This window comes from Streptomyces sp. NPDC007917 (assembly GCF_042959105.1).
Taxonomy (GTDB): Bacteria; Actinomycetota; Actinomycetes; order Streptomycetales; family Streptomycetaceae; genus Streptomyces.
This window is the reverse complement of sequence record NZ_JBIBKK010000006.1, coordinates 315,181-331,097: the sequence shown is the minus strand read 5'-3', so window position 1 is coordinate 331,097 and position 15,917 is coordinate 315,181. Positions and strand designations below refer to the sequence as shown.

At 71.5% G+C, this 15,917-nt stretch carries 12 protein-coding genes; 8 read left to right on the top strand and 4 right to left on the bottom strand.

Annotated elements, in window-relative coordinates; all coding sequences use genetic code 11:
* Nucleotides 1–14 precede the first annotated feature (14 nt).
* Nucleotides 15–1,481, bottom strand: coding sequence for an MFS transporter (locus tag ACFZDL_RS14315; protein WP_391191142.1), 1,467 nt, complete (start codon nt 1,479–1,481; stop codon nt 15–17).
* A 110-nt stretch (nt 1,482–1,591) separates the two neighbouring features.
* Here ACFZDL_RS14315 and ACFZDL_RS14310 point away from each other — a divergent pair, with 110 nt between their 5' ends.
* Nucleotides 1,592–2,503, top strand: a complete 912-nt coding sequence (locus tag ACFZDL_RS14310) for a helix-turn-helix domain-containing protein (protein ID WP_391191204.1) — start codon at nt 1,592–1,594, stop codon at nt 2,501–2,503.
* Here the strand turns inward: ACFZDL_RS14310 and ACFZDL_RS14305 are convergent.
* On the bottom strand, nt 2,476–3,978 hold the full coding sequence (locus ACFZDL_RS14305; RefSeq protein WP_353589469.1) for an MFS transporter: 1,503 nt from the start codon (nt 3,976–3,978) through the stop codon (nt 2,476–2,478). The two genes, ACFZDL_RS14310 and ACFZDL_RS14305, sit on opposite strands and share 28 nt — an antisense overlap.
* Nucleotides 3,979–4,106: 128 nt before the next feature.
* On the opposite strand from ACFZDL_RS14305, the gene dusB reads away from it, so the two are divergent.
* Nucleotides 4,107–5,240 carry a tRNA dihydrouridine synthase DusB gene (gene dusB, locus ACFZDL_RS14300; RefSeq protein ID WP_353589467.1) on the top strand — a complete coding sequence of 378 codons (1,134 nt, stop codon included), beginning with the start codon at nt 4,107–4,109 and terminating at the stop codon, nt 5,238–5,240.
* A 70-nt stretch (nt 5,241–5,310) separates the two neighbouring features.
* Here the strand turns inward: dusB and ACFZDL_RS14295 are convergent, their stop codons facing one another.
* Complete coding sequence (locus ACFZDL_RS14295; protein WP_353589759.1) at nt 5,311–6,684, bottom strand: hypothetical protein; 1,374 nt, start codon at nt 6,682–6,684, stop codon at nt 5,311–5,313.
* A gap of 181 nt (nt 6,685–6,865) precedes the next feature.
* On the opposite strand from ACFZDL_RS14295, the gene ACFZDL_RS14290 reads away from it, so the two are divergent.
* The 5 genes from ACFZDL_RS14290 (at nt 6,866) to ppdK (ending at nt 14,602) form a co-directional block, all read left to right on the top strand.
* Nucleotides 6,866–8,278, top strand: a complete 1,413-nt coding sequence (locus ACFZDL_RS14290; protein WP_353589465.1) for an extracellular solute-binding protein — start codon at nt 6,866–6,868, stop codon at nt 8,276–8,278.
* Complete coding sequence (locus ACFZDL_RS14285) at nt 8,275–9,318, top strand: ABC transporter permease subunit (protein ID WP_353589463.1); 1,044 nt, start codon at nt 8,275–8,277, stop codon at nt 9,316–9,318. The genes ACFZDL_RS14290 and ACFZDL_RS14285 overlap by 4 nt, the downstream gene beginning before the upstream one ends.
* Nucleotides 9,319–9,338: 20 nt before the next feature.
* Nucleotides 9,339–10,205, top strand: coding sequence for an ABC transporter permease subunit (locus ACFZDL_RS14280; RefSeq protein ID WP_391191202.1), 867 nt, complete (start codon nt 9,339–9,341; stop codon nt 10,203–10,205).
* 46 nt (nt 10,206–10,251) lie between these two features.
* Nucleotides 10,252–11,451, top strand: a complete 1,200-nt coding sequence (locus ACFZDL_RS14275) for an ROK family transcriptional regulator (protein WP_353589459.1) — start codon at nt 10,252–10,254, stop codon at nt 11,449–11,451.
* Nucleotides 11,452–11,875: 424 nt separating this feature from the next.
* Complete coding sequence (ppdK, locus tag ACFZDL_RS14270) at nt 11,876–14,602, top strand: pyruvate, phosphate dikinase (RefSeq protein ID WP_353589458.1); 2,727 nt, start codon at nt 11,876–11,878, stop codon at nt 14,600–14,602.
* Between the two features lie 96 nt (nt 14,603–14,698).
* On the opposite strand, the gene ACFZDL_RS14265 is transcribed toward ppdK, so the two are convergent.
* Nucleotides 14,699–15,328 (bottom strand): TetR/AcrR family transcriptional regulator, encoded by a 630-nt coding sequence (locus tag ACFZDL_RS14265; RefSeq protein ID WP_353589456.1) that lies wholly within the window; start codon nt 15,326–15,328, stop codon nt 14,699–14,701.
* A 65-nt stretch (nt 15,329–15,393) separates the two neighbouring features.
* Here ACFZDL_RS14265 and ACFZDL_RS14260 point away from each other — a divergent pair, with 65 nt between their 5' ends.
* Nucleotides 15,394–15,777, top strand: a complete 384-nt coding sequence (locus ACFZDL_RS14260) for a hypothetical protein (RefSeq protein WP_353589454.1) — start codon at nt 15,394–15,396, stop codon at nt 15,775–15,777.
* The last annotated feature ends 140 nt before the right edge of the window (nt 15,778–15,917 follow it).

Here is a 15,917-nt window from a genome sequence, read left to right as displayed (position 1 = left end):
CCCCGCCTCGCCACTCACCCCAGCATCCGCGGCAGCCGCAGGCTCAGCAGACCGGTCACCACGACACCCGCGAGCTGCAGGGCCAGGGTCCTGACCATCGCGTCGCCCATGCCCATGGAGGGGGCCAGGGTGAGGAAGAGCGTGCCGAGGGTGGCCACGCCCAGGGCGAGGGCGGACTGCTGGGCGGTGACCATGACGCCGCTGCCGACCCCGGCCCGTTCCGCGGGGACCTCGGCGAGGATGCCGCGGATCAGTACGGGCAGCTGCAGGCCCTGGCCGAAGCCGGCGACCGCGATACCGGGCAGCAGGTCGGTCAGGGACAGGTCGGTCCAGCCCTGGTGGACGGCCCAGATCAGCAGGGCGATGCCCAGGGCCTGGATCACCGCGCCCGTGGTCACGACCCGGCTGCCGTAGCGGCTGACCAGGCGCGGGCCCATCAGGGACGCGACGAAGAAGGTCGTGGCCATGGGGGTCAGCGCGAGGCCGGCCTCGACGGGGCCGTACCGCAGGCCCTGCTGCAGGGCGACCGCGATGACGAACATGAAGCCGCCGAAGCCCGCGCTGAACGGCAGGATCATCAGCAGGCCCCGGCGCAGCCCGGGCAGGGCGAACAGGCTCGGCGGCAGCAGCGGGGTGCGGCCGGAGGACTCCAGGCGGCGTTCGACGGCGTAGAAGGCGATGGCGGCGACGGGGAAGACGGCCAGCAGCAGCCAGGTCCACAGCGGCCAGCCGGCCGCGCGGCCCTCGGTCAGCGGCAGCAGCAGCGCGACCAGGGTGAGGGCGAGCAGCGCGGTGCCGGGGGTGTCGACGGGCGCGGGGCGCTCGGAGCGGGTCTCCGGGATCGCGCGGGCCGCGAGGACCAGGCCGGCCAGCGCGACCGGGACGTTGACCAGGAACACCGCGCGCCAGCCGGTGCCCGCGAGGTCGGCGGCCACCAGCACGCCGCCGAGGATCTGCCCGGCCACCATGGCAAGACCGGCCGTGGCGCCGTACAGGCTCACCGCGCGGGCGCGGCGCGGCCCGGAGGTGGTGGCGTGGATGGTGGCGAGCACCTGGGGGAGCAGCAGCGCGGCCGAGGCGCCCTGCGCCACGCGGCCGGCCACCAGGGTCCAGGCGTTCGGCGCGAGCCCGCAGGCCAGGGACGTCAGCCCGAAGGCGGCCATGCCGGCGAGGAAGAGCCTGCGCCGCCCGAAGGTGTCGCCCAGCCGGCCCCCGAGGACCAGCAGCACGGCGTACGCGACGCCGTACCCGGCGACGACCAGCTCCAGCAGGGCGGGGCCCGCGTTCAGATCGCGGTCCATGGCGGGCAGGGCGACGTTGACGATGAAGAAGTCGATGAGGGGGAGGGCCGCGCCGAGCAGCACGGTGAACAGGCCGAGGGCGTTCAGGGTCCCGTCGACGTCGTGCGTGGCCCCGCCGGGACCGGGGGTCCCGACGGCCCTGGCGGCCGGTGTCTGGGTGCGGATGGTTGTCTGGCTCACGGATACGACCCTCGCGCCCGGCTCAGCCGGGTACCAGAGTCTTCTTATCCTGGTACAAGAAGTACCTGGAAACCGGCTGAGCCCTCAGGCACCCTGGTCCCATGACCACCATGGCCCAGGAGACCGCGCAGGTGACCGCCCAGGCAACTGATCAAGCGCCCGCCCGGGAGACCGCGACCGCCGCCACCGACGGCATACGCCGCGGCGAGCTCGCCGCGTTCCTGCGCAGCCGGCGCGAGCGGATCACCCCCGAGCAGGTCGGTCTGGAGCGCGGGCGGCGCAGGCGTACCCCCGGGCTGCGCCGCGAGGAGGTCGCCCAGCTCGCCGCCGTCGGGGTCACCTGGTACACCTGGCTCGAACAGGCCCGGGACATCCATGTCTCCACCCAGGTCCTCGACTCCATCGCCCGCGCGCTGCTCCTCGACCGAAGCGAGCGGCAGCACCTGTTCGCGCTCTCGGGGGCCGTCGACCCGAGCCCCGGCAGCCAGTGCACGGGGGTGACCCCGGCGCTGGAGCTGATGCTGGAGCAGCTGGAGCCGTTCCCGGCCTGTGTGCAGAACTCGCGGTTCGACATCCTCGCGTACAACCGCACCTACGGCCGGCTGCTGTGCGACCTGGAGGCGGTGCCGCCGGAGGACCGCAACTGCCTGTGGCTGTCCCTCACCCACGACGACTGGCGCGCCAGCATGGTCGAGCGGGACGAGTCGATCCGGCTGATGGCCGCCAAGTTCCGGGCCTCGATGGCCGAGCACCTGGCCGAGCCGCCGTGGAAGGCGCTGCTCAAGCGGCTCCAGGACGCCTCGCCGGAGTTCCGCGAGGTCTGGGCCCGGCACGAGGTGCTGCGGCCCGGCGACAAGGTCAAGGTCTTCCGGCAGGCACAGGTGGGCACGCTCCGGGTCACCGGCACCAGCCTGTGGACCGGCCCGAACGCAGGCCCCAAGCTGCAGGTCTACACCCCGGCGGACGCCGAGACCCACCAGCGCCTGGAGCGGCTTCACGCGCTGGTGCTCGCCGAGGCCTGAGCGGGCGCGCGCTCGTCGCCGAAGAGCGCGGCCGCGCGGCGGGCGGTGCCGGCCGCCCAGCGGCCGGTGGTCACCATCCCGAGCAGCAGTACGGAGGCCCCGCACCCGGCGATGATCCACCAGGCGGGGCGGGCCCCCGCGGCGTAAGCCGCTGATGTCTCGGTCACGAAGGCCGTGTCCGAGGCGGCGGAGTGCGCCCCACCGGCCGCGCTCGCCGCGCCCGAGGCCAGCACCGCGCCGATGACCGCGACGCCGAGCGACTGGCCCACCTGGCGGCTGGTGGAGGCCACGGCGGCCGCGACCCCGGCCTGGGCGCGGGGCATCCCGGACACCGCGGTGTTGGTGATGGGCGCGTTGACCAGGCCGAAGCCGATGCCGAACAGCACATAGCCGATCAGCAGCAGGGCGTCGGTGGCCTGGGCGTCGAAGGCCGCGAACAGCACCCCGCTCGCCCCCATCGCCGCCCCGGCCAGCAGCAGCGAGAGCCGCGGCCCGCGGCTGCCGACCAGCCGCCCGGACAGCGGCGCGAAGACGAAGCACATGGCCGCCATCGGCAGCATCCACAGCCCGGCGTGCAGCGCGCCGAGCCCGCGTACATCCTGCAGATACAGCGTGTTCAGGAACAGGAACCCGCCCAGCGCCGCGAAGGCGCTCACCGCTATCACTGTCGCCCCGCTGAACGGCGCGCTGTGGAAGAAGCGCAGCTCGATCAGCGGCTCGGTCCGGCGCCGCTCGTACGCCACGAGCGAGACCAGCGCGAGGACCGCGACCGTGGTGCACACGGCGATCAGCGGGGAGCCCCAGCCCCGGTCGGGCGCCTCGATGATCGCGTACGTGAGCGAGCCGAGCAGCGCGGCGACCAGCACCTGGCCCACCGGATCGGGCCGGCGCGGCTTCGGCGCGCGTGACTCGGGCACGTACCGGGCGGTCAGCACCAGGGCAGCGAGCCCCACCGGCAGATTCAGCCAGAAGATCGAGCGCCAGCCGACCGACTGCACCAGCACCCCGCCCACCAGCGGCCCGGCCGCCATGCTGATGCCGACGACCCCGCCCCACACCCCGATGGCCCGGGCCCGCTCCCTGGGCTCGGTGAAGGTGTTGGTGATGATCGACATGGCGACGGGGTTGAGCATCGAGCCGCCGACCGCCTGCACCATGCGGAAGGCCACCAGCGCCTCCAGGTTCGGCGCGAGGCTGCACAGCGCCGAGCCGAGGGAGAAGACCACCAGGCCGGTCTGGAAGGTGCGCTTGCGCCCCACCCGGTCGGCCGTGGAGCCCGCGAGCATCAGCAGCGCGGCGAGCACCAGCGTGTACGCGTCGATGGTCCACTGCATCCCGGAGACGGAGGCGTGCAGCTCACGCCGCATCGAGGGCAGCGCCACATTGAGGACGGTGTTGTCGAGGCTGACGAGCAGCAGGCTCATGCAGCAGATCGCCAGCACGAGCAGGCGCCGCCGTTGGCTCAGCTCAGGCATGCTTGAACGCTACATCGACAAGCCGGGTCGGGTCGTGCGGCACCGTGCGGGACAATGAGAATTCCGCCTCTGAGAATTCCGCCTCTCCGAGACCGCACACCTACCGCATACCTGAGGAAGCCGCTTCCATGACCGCCACGCAGCTGCAGATCGGACCGCACACGGTGACCCCGCCGGTGGTGCTCGCACCCATGGCCGGGATCACCAACGCGCCGTTCCGCACCTTGTGCCGCGAGTTCTCCGGTGGCAAGGGGCTGTTCGTGAGCGAGATGATCACGACGCGGGCGCTGGTCGAGCGCGACGCCAAGACCATGCGGCTGATCCACTTCGACGGGACCGAGAAGCCCCGCTCCATCCAGCTGTACGGGGTGGACCCGGTGACCGTCGGCAAGGCCGTACGGATGATCGTCGACGAGGACCTGGCCGACCACATCGACCTGAACTTCGGCTGCCCGGTGCCCAAGGTCACCCGCAAGGGCGGCGGCTCGGCGCTCCCGTACAAGCGGCATCTGCTGCGCTCGATCCTGCGCGAGGCCGTGACCGGCGCGGGCCCGCTGCCGGTGACGATGAAGATGCGCAAGGGCATCGACGACGACCACATCACCTACCTCGACGCGGGCCGGATCGCGGTCGAGGAGGGCGTGACCGCGATCGCGCTGCACGGCCGTACGGCGGCGCAGCACTACGGCGGCACCGCCGACTGGGAGGCCATCGCCCGGCTGAAGGAGACCGTCCCCGAGATCCCGGTGCTGGGCAACGGCGACATCTGGTCGGCGGACGACGCGGTGCGGATGATGCGCGAGACGGGCTGCGACGGCGTGGTCGTGGGGCGCGGCTGCCTGGGGCGGCCCTGGCTGTTCGGCGACCTGGTGGCGGCCTTCGAGGGCGGCGGCGCGCCGGCCCGGCCGACCCTCAAGGAGGTCGCGGCGGTCATGCGGCGCCATGCCGAGCTGCTGGCCCAGTGGCTGGAGGACGAGGAGCGGGGCGTCATCGACTTCCGCAAGCACGTCGCCTGGTACACCAAGGGCTTCTCGGTCGGCTCCGAGATGCGCAAGCGGCTGGCGATCACCTCGTCCCTGGACGAGCTGGACGCGCTGCTCGGCGAGCTGGACCTGGACCAGGAGTGGCCGGCGGGCGCGGACGGCCCGCGCGGGCGCACCTCCGGCCGCAACCGGGTCGTCCTGCCGGACGGCTGGCTCGACGACCCGTACGACTGCGCGGGCGTGAGCGCGGACGCGGAGCTGGACACCTCCGGCGGCTGAGCGCGCCCCTGGTTCTCCCCCTGGTTCACCCCCGGTTCTCCCTCTGGTGCTCCCTCCCTCTGATGCTCCCTCACTCCGGTCCGGCGGCCATCTCCCGCTCCGCCGCCCCCAGATCCGCACCCGCTCCGCCCGAGGTCACCAGCAGGTCAAGCGCCAGCGCCGCCGTCCAGCCGAAGTCGCGGGTGCCGCGCGCCTCGCCGGTGTACGGGTCGACGTACTCGGCGAAGCCGGAGGAGACGGCCACATCGAGGGCGGCGGAGCGCAGCGCGTCGGCTCGCTCCACCGCGCCGTGCTGCCGCAGACCGCGCTCCACCAGCCAGTTGACGTTGAACCAGGCGGGGCCGCGCCAGTAGCGGGACGGGTCGAAGGCGCGCCCCAGCAGGTCGTAGCTGGGCACCAGACGCACCGAGGTACCCAGGCCGAAGTGGGGGCCCGACGCGGTGCGGATCAGGGCGGCGGCGATCTCGCGCGGCAGGCCGGGCACGATCAGCGGCAGCAGGCCGGCGGCGCTGAGCTCGGGGACCAGCGCGCCGCCGCCTCCCTCAGGCCCGTCACCGCGCAGGTCGCGGCAGAGGAACAGGCCCGCGGCCGGGTCCCACAGCCGCTCGACCAGGGCGGCGGTGAGCCGGCGGGCCCGCGACCGGTGGGGCGCCGGGTCGGCGCCGGCGACGGCGGCGATCTCGGCCAGCGCGTGCTCGGAGGCGATCAGCAGCGCGTTGACGCCCGGGTCCTCGACGAGGAACGCCGAACCGGCCGCGCCGTCGCGGTAGCCGCGGTCCCGGTAGTCGGCCGCGAGCCTGACGTATCGCCCGTAGTCCAGGTCGGTGGGCCGGTCGGCGGCCGCGCCGTGGTCGAGGTCGGCGCGGCGGAAGGTGCCGGGCGGGGCGGGTTCGACCCGCGCCAGCGGGGCGTCCCAGCAGGGGCTGTTGTCCATGCCGGGCTCCCAGGGGTGGACCACGGACACCAGGCCGTGGCCGCCCAGGTCCCGGGACTCGGCGAGGTAGCGGTGCCAGGCCGCGAGCCGCGGGTAGACGCGGGCCGGGAAGGAGCGGCGGGCCGAGGTCCGGGGGTCGGCGAGGTGGACCAGCAGGCAGGCGAGGGCGTGGACCGGCGGCTGGACGATGCCGGAGGTCTCGACGGCCGCGGGCGCGCCGAGCGCCGCGCCCGCGCTGGAGGAGCGCCAGAAGTCGGGGCTCGGGAAGTACGCGTCCAGTGGCACCGCCGGGTTGAAGACGATGTGCGGGATCCGGCCGTCGCCCCACTGGGCGGCCAGCAGGGTCTCCAGCTCGCGCTGGGCGCGGCGTACCGACAGATGGCGCAGTCCGATGGCGATGAACGCCGAGTCCCAGCTCCACTGGTGCGGGTACAGGCCGCGCGAGGGGACCGTGGAGGTGCCGGTCCAGTTCTCCAGGAGCACCCGCCGGGCGCCGCGCAGCAGCCGCATCGGCACGGGTTGGAAGAGCTCGCCGCTTTCCACGAAAGGACTCCGAGGGGGTCATGGCTCGCCGTCGTCGCTACGGCGAATGTCGTTGTGGCGAAGGTATCTCAGACTTATGTCTTGTCAATACGCAAAACTGCTGCTGTGATGCGTTACTCACAAGCATAAGTAGGGCGTGAGGACAGAGATGCGACTGTGGACCCGGCGGTCGAAGGCGACCACGGCAGGGATAGCCGCCGCACTGGGCATCGGGCTACTGGCCGGGTGCTCGGGCGGCGCGACGGGCAAACCCGACAACAAGCTCACCGTGTGGTCACTGGAGAGCCTGCCCCCGCGCATGGCGGCGACCCAGAAGATCGTCGACCGGTTCGAGGAGAAGACCGGCATCGACGTCAAGCTGGTGGGGGTGAGTGAGGCCCAGCTGCCCCAGATGATCATGTCGGCGGCGGCCGCCGGCCGACTGCCCGATGTGATCGCCGCCCTTCCGCTGGGCCAGATGTGGCAGATGTACAGCAACGGCCTGGTCAACACCGGCGTCCCGGCCGAGGTGATCAGGCGGCTCGGCCCGGACACCTTCGACGCCAACGCCCTCCGCCTCGCCTCCGACCGGGGCACCCGGCTCGGCGTACCGTCCGACGCCTGGCTCCAGCTGCTCGTCTACCGCAAGGACCTGTTCGAGCGGGACGGTCTGCCGGCCCCCGACAGCTACCGCGACCTGCTGCGCGCCGCCGACCGGCTGGACGTCCGCGGCCGGGAGGGGATCTCCGCCGCCACCGACCCCGCGGACGTCTTCACCCAGCAGAGCTTCGAGAGCCTCGCCTTGGCCAACGGCTGCCGGCTCATCGACGACAGGAAAGACGACGAGGGAGACGTAGCGCTGGATTCCCCGGCCTGCCGCACCGCCTTCACCGCGTACGACACCCTGGCCCGGCGGCACGGCGCGCCGGGCACTCAGACCGTCGACTCCACCCGCGCCACCTACTTCTCCGGGAAGTCGGCGATGGTCGTCTGGTCGTCGTTCCTCCTGGACGAACTCGCGGGACTGCGCAAGGACGCTCTGCCCAGCTGCCCCCAGTGCGCGCGCGACCGCTCGTTCCTCGCCGACAACAGCGGGATCGTCACGGCGCTCAAGGGCCCCGACGGCAAGGAGGCCGCCCAGTTCGGCGATGTCACCTCCTGGACCGTGACCAAGACCGCCGAGACCGAGGCGACGAAGACCTTCCTCACCTACATGATGACCTCGGGCTACGAGGACTGGTTCGGCATGGCGCCCGAAGGCAAGATCCCCGTCCGCACCGGGACCGCCGCCTCCCCCGACCGCTACCGGCGCGCCTGGCGGGCCAGCGACATGGGCGTCGATGTCAGAAAGCCGATGAACGAGGTCTTCCCCGACGCGCTGCTCGACCAGCTCGCGGCGGGCGTCGGCAGGATCAAGCGCTGGGGGATCGAGCAGGGCGAGGGCGCCCTGGTCGGCGCGCTCAATGGCGAACTGCCCATCCCCAAAATCATCTCCGCCATGACCGGCGGCCAGCTCCCACCTGACCAGGCCGCGCATGACGCCGCCGAGGAAGTCACCGCCCTGCGGAGGTCCCTGCGATGACCGCGCCCCGCCCCGCCTCCGACCCCCGCCCCGCCTCCGACCCCCGCCCCGCACCCGACGCCCGCCCCGCGCAGACCCCGCCCGCCCCCGGCCCGCGACGCCACACCGCCGCCCGGCGCGAGAACCGCGCGGGCCTCGCCTTCGTCACCCCCACCTTTGTGGTGGTGCTGGTCGTGGTCGTGCTGCCCATCCTGTGGACCGTACTGCTGGCCTTCCAGCGTGCCCGGCTCATCGACATCCAGGGCATGGGCCTGTTCGGGCACTGGACCATGGACAACTTCGCCTCCGTCTTCGACTCGCCCGGCTTCTGGTCCTCCTTGTGGACCACCCTCCTGTACACCGTGGGGGCCACCTTCGGCTCGATCGCCCTCGGCCTGGTCGCCGCCCTCGCGCTGCGTCGGCCGTTCCGCGGCCGGGGGCTGCTGCGCGGGGCCATGCTGCTGCCGTACGTCGCCCCGGTCGTCGCCGTCGCCTTCGTCTGGCAGGTCGCGCTCAGCCCGCAGTACGGCATCGTCAACGCGTGGGGCGCGAAGCTCTTCGGCTGGGACGACCCGATCGCCTTCCTGTCCACCCGCCAGTACACCGTGCACCTGCTGGGGTCGGACTTCGACGTGCCGCTGGCCCTGCTCACCGTCATCGCCTTCGAGACCTGGCGCTACTTCCCCTTCGCCTTCCTGTTCCTGCTGGCCCGGCTTCAGGCGGTGGAGCCCGGGCTGGAGGAGGCGGCCAAGGTGGACGGCGCCACGCCCAGCCAGCGGCTGAGGCACATCCTCCTGCCGCAGTTGATGCCGGTGATCGCGCTGCTGAGCGTGTTGCGTTTCATCATGACCTTCAACAAGTTCGACGACGTCTATCTGCTCACCGGCGGCGGCGCCGGGACGGATGTGGTCGCGGTGCGGGTCTACGACTTCCTCACTTCGCGCTACGACGTCGGGGCGGCTTCCGCCCAGGCGCTCGTCCTCGCCGTGGTGTTGATGGTCCTGCTCGGCGTCTACTTCGCCTTCTTCGCCCGTAAGACCCAGGAGGAGGCAGCCAAATGAGCCGCCCGACGAGCCCCCCGATGAGCCGTGCGCAGTTCGAGGAGCGCTTCTTCGCCGTCGCCCGCTGGGTGGTGATCGCCTTCCTCGCGCTGATCACCGTCGTGCCGTTCGGCTACATGCTGCTGCTGTCGGTGAAGCCGATCGACGCGCTGCTGCTGGACCCCGGCAGCCTGTGGGTGTCCGCGAAGGACTTCACCCTCGACACCTACCGCAGCGTCCTGAAACCCGCCGACGAGGGCGGCCAGGGCTTTCTGGGGATGCTGCTGAACTCCGCGCTGGTCTCGCTCGGCACGGTCGCGCTGACCCTGCTGGCGGCGGTGCCCGGTGCGTATGCCGTCAGCAGGCTGCGGTTCTTCGGCAGCCGCCAGGTCGGGGCGCTGTTCCTCGCGGTGTACCTGTTCCCCGCGACGCTGCTGGCCGTGCCGTTGTTCGTCATGTTCGCCAAGCTGGGACTCCAGGGCAGCCTGGTGGGGCTGGCGATCGTCTACGTCGCGCAGACCGTGCCGGTGTCGGTGTACATGATGAAGAACTACTTCGCCACCGTCCCGTCCAGCGTCGAGGAGGCCGCGGCGCTGGACGGCTGCTCGCGGCTGCAGACGGTCCGCAAGGTCGTTCTGCCGCTCGCGCTGCCCTCCCTCATGGCGACCGGCCTGTACATCTTTATGATCGCCTGGAACGAATTCCTCTTCGCGCTGCTCTTCCTCGCCGCCGAACCCGACCGGTGGACCGTCTCCCTGGGCCTCCAGCAGCTCGCGGGTGGCGTCGAGGTCTCCAAGACGGTCCTGATGGCCGGATCGGTGGTGCTCACCCTCCCGGTGGTGCTGCTGTTCCTCGCCGCCGAGCGACTGTTGACCGAGGGCCTGACCAGCGGCGCGGACAAGGGTTAGGCAGAGGACCGAGTACGACCGACGACCGACGGCCGCGAGGAGCGAGATGGCGGGCAGCACCGGGACCCAGGCCAGCGCGGGCCACCTGCTTCAGCTGATCCGCAGCGGGCGGGCCACCACGCGCGGTGAGTTGCAGGCCGCCACCGGGCTGTCCAGGTCCACCGTCGGGCACCGCCTGGACCAGCTCTTCCGGGCGGGCTGGGTGCGCGGCGGCGCGGGCTCCACCTCCACCGGGGGGCGCCCCTCCGCCCGGCTGGAGTTCGACCCCGGCCATGCCGTGGTGCTGGCCGTCAACCTGGAGACCCGGCACGGGCGGGCCGCCGTCCTGGACCTGGCGGGCACCCCGCTGGCCGAGCACACCGCGCCACTGGACATAGCGGACGGCCCCGAGCGGGTGCTGGACGAGGTCGGCGGGTGGTTCGGGCCGCTGCTGGAGCGGGCCGGGAGCGACCCGGGCCGGGTCTGCGGCATCGGCCTCTCCGTTCCGGGCCCGGTGGACTGGGAGAGCGGGCAGGCCGTGCAGCCGCCGATCATGCCGGGCTGGGACCGCTACCCGATCGGGGAGCGGACCCGGCGCGCCTTCACCGAGAAGGTCGCGGGGGCCGCCCCGGTGCCGGTGCTGGTCGACAACGACGCCAATTTGATGGCATACGGGGAGCAGCGCTCCGGCTATCCCGACTGCTCGGCGTTCGTCCTGGTCAAGGTCTCCACCGGGATAGGCGCCGGGGTGGTCGTCGGCGGCGAGATCTACCGCGGCATCGACGGCGGGGCCGGGGACATCGGCCACATCCGGCTGCACGACCGCCCCGACGCGCTGTGCATGTGTGGCTCGTACGGCTGTCTGGCGGCGGTGGCCAGCGGGCGGGCGCTGGCCCGGGACCTGCGTGCGGCGGGGCGGCCCGCCGCCTCCGGCTCGGATGTGCGCGACCTGCTCGCGGAGGGCGACCCGACGGCGGTGCGGATGGCCAGGGAGGCCGGGCGGCGGGTCGGGGAGGTGCTGGTCACCGTGGTCACGCTGCTCAACCCGGGGGTGCTGATGGTGGGCGGGGACCTGGCCGGGGTGCCGTTTGTGACCGGGGTGCGGGAGCTGCTCTACCAGCGGGCGCTGCCGCGAACCACGGCGAATCTCCAGGTGGTCACCTCGCGGCTCGGCGACCGCGCGAGCCTGCTCGGGGCCACCGCGATGGTCGTGGAGTCGCTGTACTCCCCGGAGCGGGCGGACGCCCGGCTCGCGGCACTCGCCTGATGCTCTTTTGAGCGGGCCTCCACTCGTTGTATCCAAAAGGCGAGATGGAGCCCCGTCAGAGCGCGTGATTCTCGCCACTCTGATAGCGCCGACGCTCAGATGAGCAAATATCGCGAGGCGATCCGGCGTCCGGAGCTGCGCTCACCTCTCCAAGACATGGCACTCCGTGCCACCTGTTGATGTTCGACAGCTCGAACCATTGACTACGCACAGCGACAATCGCGCGCTTTGGCGTGGGCGCAGCGTGGGCGTGCGTTCGGCTCTTGAAGTAGCCGAATAGCGGCGTCCTTCGTACGAGTGACTTTCGAACTCGTGGCAGGCGGGTGGTTACGGCCGAATGACGGGGGAGTGCACATGCTCAGACGCCTTTGATCTGGGTACGCTCCCCGCCGTCAGGGCAGCCGAGCCGAGGAGATCGAGTCCCGTGCCGGAAACACAAGATCAGCAGAAGTTCGTTTACGACTTCACCGAGGGCAACAAGGATCTCAAGGACCTGCTCGGCGGGAAGGGCGCCAACCTCGCCGAGATGACCAATCTCGGTCTCCCCGTGCCACCGGGTTTCACCATCACCACCGAGGCCTGCAAGGTCTACCTCGACAGTGGTGAGGCGCCCGCGGCCCTGCGCGACGAGGTGAGTGCGCACCTCGACGCCCTCGAGCGGAAGATGGGCAAGAAGCTCGGCCAGGCCGACGACCCGCTGCTGGTCTCCGTACGCTCCGGGGCGAAGTTCTCGATGCCCGGCATGATGGACACCGTCCTGAACATCGGGCTCTCCGACGACTCGGTCGCGGGCCTCGCGACCCAGGCGGGCGACGAGCGGTTCGCCTGGGACTCCTACCGCCGCCTCATCCAGATGTTCGGCAAGACGGTGCTCGGCGTGGACGGCGACCTCTTCGAGGAGGCGCTGGAGGAGGCCAAGCGCGCCAAGGGCGTCACCGTCGACGTCGACCTGGACGCCGGTGACCTCAAGCGGCTGGTCGGCCAGTTCAAGGACATCGTCGCCAAGGAGACCGGCCGCGGCTTCCCGCAGGAGCCGCGCGAGCAGATGGACCTCGCCGTGCGGGCGGTCTTCGACTCGTGGAACGGCGACCGCGCCAAGCTCTACCGCCGCCAGGAGCGCATCCCTCACGACCTGGGCACCGCGGTCAACATCTGCTCCATGGTCTTCGGCAACCTCGGCCCCGACTCCGGCACCGGCGTCGCCTTCACCCGCGACCCGGCCAGCGGCCAGCAGGGCGTCTACGGCGACTACCTCCAGAACGCCCAGGGCGAGGACGTCGTCGCCGGTATCCGCAACACCGTTCCGCTCGCCGACCTCGAAGAGATCGACAAGGGCTCGTACGACGAGCTCATGCGGATCATGGAGATCCTGGAGACGCACTACCGGGACCTGTGCGACATCGAGTTCACCATCGAGCGCGGCAAGCTGTGGATGCTGCAGACCCGCGTCGGCAAGCGCACCGCCGGGGCCGCCTTCCGGATCGCCACCCAACTCGTCGACCAGGGCCTGATCGACGAGGCCGAGGCGCTGCGCCGGGTCAACGGCGCCCAGCTCGCCCAGCTGATGTTCCCCCGCTTCGACGAGGAGGCGGCCGAGAGCGGCAGCGTGCGCAAGCTCGGACGGGGCATCGCCGCCTCGCCGGGCGCGGCCGTCGGCAAGGCCGTCTTCGACTCGTACACCGCGGTCAAATGGTCCCGGTCCGGCGAGAAGGTCATCCTCATCCGCCGGGAGACCAACCCCGACGACCTCGACGGCATGATCGCCGCCGAGGGCATCCTGACCTCCCGGGGCGGCAAGACCTCGCACGCCGCCGTGGTCGCCCGCGGCATGGGCAAGACCTGTGTCTGCGGCGCCGAGGAGCTGGAAGTCGACACCAAGCGGCGCCGGATGACGGTGCCCGGCCTCGACGGCAAGGACGGCCTGGTGATCGAGGAGGGCGACGTCGTCTCCATCGACGGCTCCACCGGCAAGGTCTACCAGGGCGAGGTGCCGGTCGTCCCGTCCCCGGTCGTCGAGTACTTCGAGGGCCGGATGCACGCGGGCGCCGACGACGCCGACGAACTGGTCGGCGCCGTACACCGGATCATGGCCTACGCCGACCGGGTGCGCCGGCTGCGGGTGCGGGCCAACGCCGACAACGCCGAGGACGCCAACCGCGCCCGGCGGTTCGGCGCCCAGGGCATCGGCCTGTGCCGCACCGAGCACATGTTCCTCGGCGAGCGGCGCGAGCTGGTCGAGCGGCTGATCCTCGCCCACACCGACGAGGAGCGCGAGACCGCCCTCGGCGCGCTGCTGCCGCTCCAGAAGGACGACTTCGTCGAGCTCTTCGAGGCGATGGACGGCCTGCCCGTCACCGTACGGCTGCTGGACCCGCCGCTCCACGAGTTCCTGCCCGACATCACCGAGCTGTCGGTGCGCGTCGCGCTCGCCGAATCCCGCAAGGACCACAACGAGAACGACCTGCGGCTGCTGCAGGCCGTACACCGCCTGCACGAGCAGAACCCGATGCTGGGCCTGCGCGGGGTGCGCCTCGGCCTCGTCATCCCGGGCCTGTTCGCCATGCAGGTACGGGCCATCGCCGAGGCCGCCGCGGAGCGCCGGGGCGCCAAGGCCGATCCGCGCGCCGAGATCATGATTCCGCTGGTCGGCACGGTCCAGGAGCTGGAGATCGTCCGCGAGGAGGCCGAGCGGGTCATCGAGGAGGTGGAGCGGGCCCGCGGCGTGGACCTCAAGCTCACCCTCGGCACCATGATCGAGCTGCCGCGCGCCGCCCTGACCGCCGGTCAGATCGCCGAGTCCGCCGACTTCTTCTCCTTCGGCACCAACGACCTCACCCAGACCGTCTGGGGCTTCTCCCGCGACGACGTCGAGGCCAGCTTCTTCACCGCCTACCTGGAGAAGGGCATCTTCGGCGTCAGCCCCTTCGAGACCATCGACAAGGACGGCGTCGGCTCCCTCGTCCGCAGCGCCGCCGAGGCCGGCCGCGCCACCCGCCCCGACCTCAAGCTCGGCGTCTGCGGGGAGCACGGCGGCGACCCGGAGTCCGTCCACTTCTTCCACGAGGTGGGCCTGGACTACGTCTCCTGCTCGCCCTTCCGCATCCCGGTCGCCCGCCTGGAGTCCGGCCGCGCGGCGGTCATGGGGCGGTAACCCGACCACCGGAGTCACGCTGGGGTCTCCTACCCTCACCCCAGCGCTGACTCCGGACCGCGAAGGGGGCGGCACCTGTGCGGAGGTGCCGCCCCCTCATCCGCTGACCGGGCCGGCGACCTGGTCGACCAGGGTCGCGCCGGACGCCAGCGCGCGGGCGGCGTCGGCGAAGTACTGTTCGTCGGCGCCGGGGGCGAGGCCGAGGAGGACGCCCTGGGTGAGGCCGACGAACAGTGCCCTGAGCGCGGTGACCAGACGTTGCGCCTGATGCGACGTCACCACCCTCCCGTTGTGTGATCTGCCGGTGAACAACGCGACCAGGTGGCTCTCCTGGGTCCGGACGGACGCGGCGAGCCGGGAACCCAGTTCGGGGTCGTGCAGGGCCATGTCCAGCAGGGTGATCTGCAGCGACAGGGCGGGCAGCGCGTCGGGAGCGTCACAGCTGCGCCGGTAGTGCCGGGCAAAGGCGTCGACCGCTTCAAGGAGATCCATTTCGGCGGGAATCGCCTGTTCGACCTCTTCGTAGTGCGGTCGCAGGTAGTCGGTGACCAGGGCTACCACCAGGCCGCTCTTGCTGCCGAAGAGTGAGTAGACGGCGCCGGTGGTCAGTTCGGCCCGCTCGGCGATCTCCTCCAGTCTGGCCCGGTACCCATCCCGGGAGACGATCTCGAACGCCGCGTCCAGCAAGGCGCGGCGGTTGCGTTCCTTGGTCTCCGCTCGTGTCATTCTCATAATCTCATTATCCTAGTAATCTCGTTACGAGGGCGGATAGGCATCAGGAAGGAACGCTCATGACACAGGCCCAGGCTGCGACATCGTCAGCGACGCGCCGGTTGGCGGGGGCCATCGCCGATGGCGTCGTCAAGGTGTTGCTCGGTGCTGCCTTCGCCATCGGCGCTGCCCGGTTCGGCGATCTGCTCGGTGTGTCCGCGTGGCTGATGGTGGTCTCCGGGGTTGCCCTGCTGATCGGCGGCGGGATCGAGATCCGGTATGTGCGCAGCCGCCCGATGTCCACATACACGCGGCTCATGGTCGCCTACGACAGCGGCTGGGTGCTGGCGACGCTTGTCGGCCTGTTGCTGGCATGGCGGGGCAGCGGTGCCGGGGGCGAGGTGTGGATCGGATACCAGGCGGCGGTACCCATCGCGCTCGCCGCACTGCTGGTACGCTCCTGACGGCTTCTCACCGTTGGGCCTTACGCCTCGCCAACCAGCTTCACCCGGGTCCCGATGACACGGGGAAGGTGGAAGTCACCTCACCACATCCTGGGATGGGTGTTCTGTGACGGTGGCGACGTGTGTCAGTCGGCTCTTCC

Coding starts and splice junctions, on each gene's coding strand:
- ACFZDL_RS14310 (WP_391191204.1), top strand. CDS start 1,592: ATGGCCCAGGAGACCGCGCAGGTGACCGCCCAGGCAACTGATCAAGCG.
- ACFZDL_RS14305 (WP_353589469.1), bottom strand. CDS start 3,978: ATGCCTGAGCTGAGCCAACGGCGGCGCCTGCTCGTGCTGGCGATCTGC.
- dusB (WP_353589467.1), top strand. CDS start 4,107: ATGACCGCCACGCAGCTGCAGATCGGACCGCACACGGTGACCCCGCCG.
- ACFZDL_RS14295 (WP_353589759.1), bottom strand. CDS start 6,684: ATGCGGCTGCTGCGCGGCGCCCGGCGGGTGCTCCTGGAGAACTGGACC.
- ACFZDL_RS14290 (WP_353589465.1), top strand. CDS start 6,866: ATGCGACTGTGGACCCGGCGGTCGAAGGCGACCACGGCAGGGATAGCC.
- ACFZDL_RS14285 (WP_353589463.1), top strand. CDS start 8,275: ATGACCGCGCCCCGCCCCGCCTCCGACCCCCGCCCCGCCTCCGACCCC.
- ACFZDL_RS14280 (WP_391191202.1), top strand. CDS start 9,339: ATGAGCCGTGCGCAGTTCGAGGAGCGCTTCTTCGCCGTCGCCCGCTGG.
- ACFZDL_RS14275 (WP_353589459.1), top strand. CDS start 10,252: ATGGCGGGCAGCACCGGGACCCAGGCCAGCGCGGGCCACCTGCTTCAG.
- ACFZDL_RS14265 (WP_353589456.1), bottom strand. CDS start 15,328: ATGACACGAGCGGAGACCAAGGAACGCAACCGCCGCGCCTTGCTGGAC.
- ACFZDL_RS14260 (WP_353589454.1), top strand. CDS start 15,394: ATGACACAGGCCCAGGCTGCGACATCGTCAGCGACGCGCCGGTTGGCG.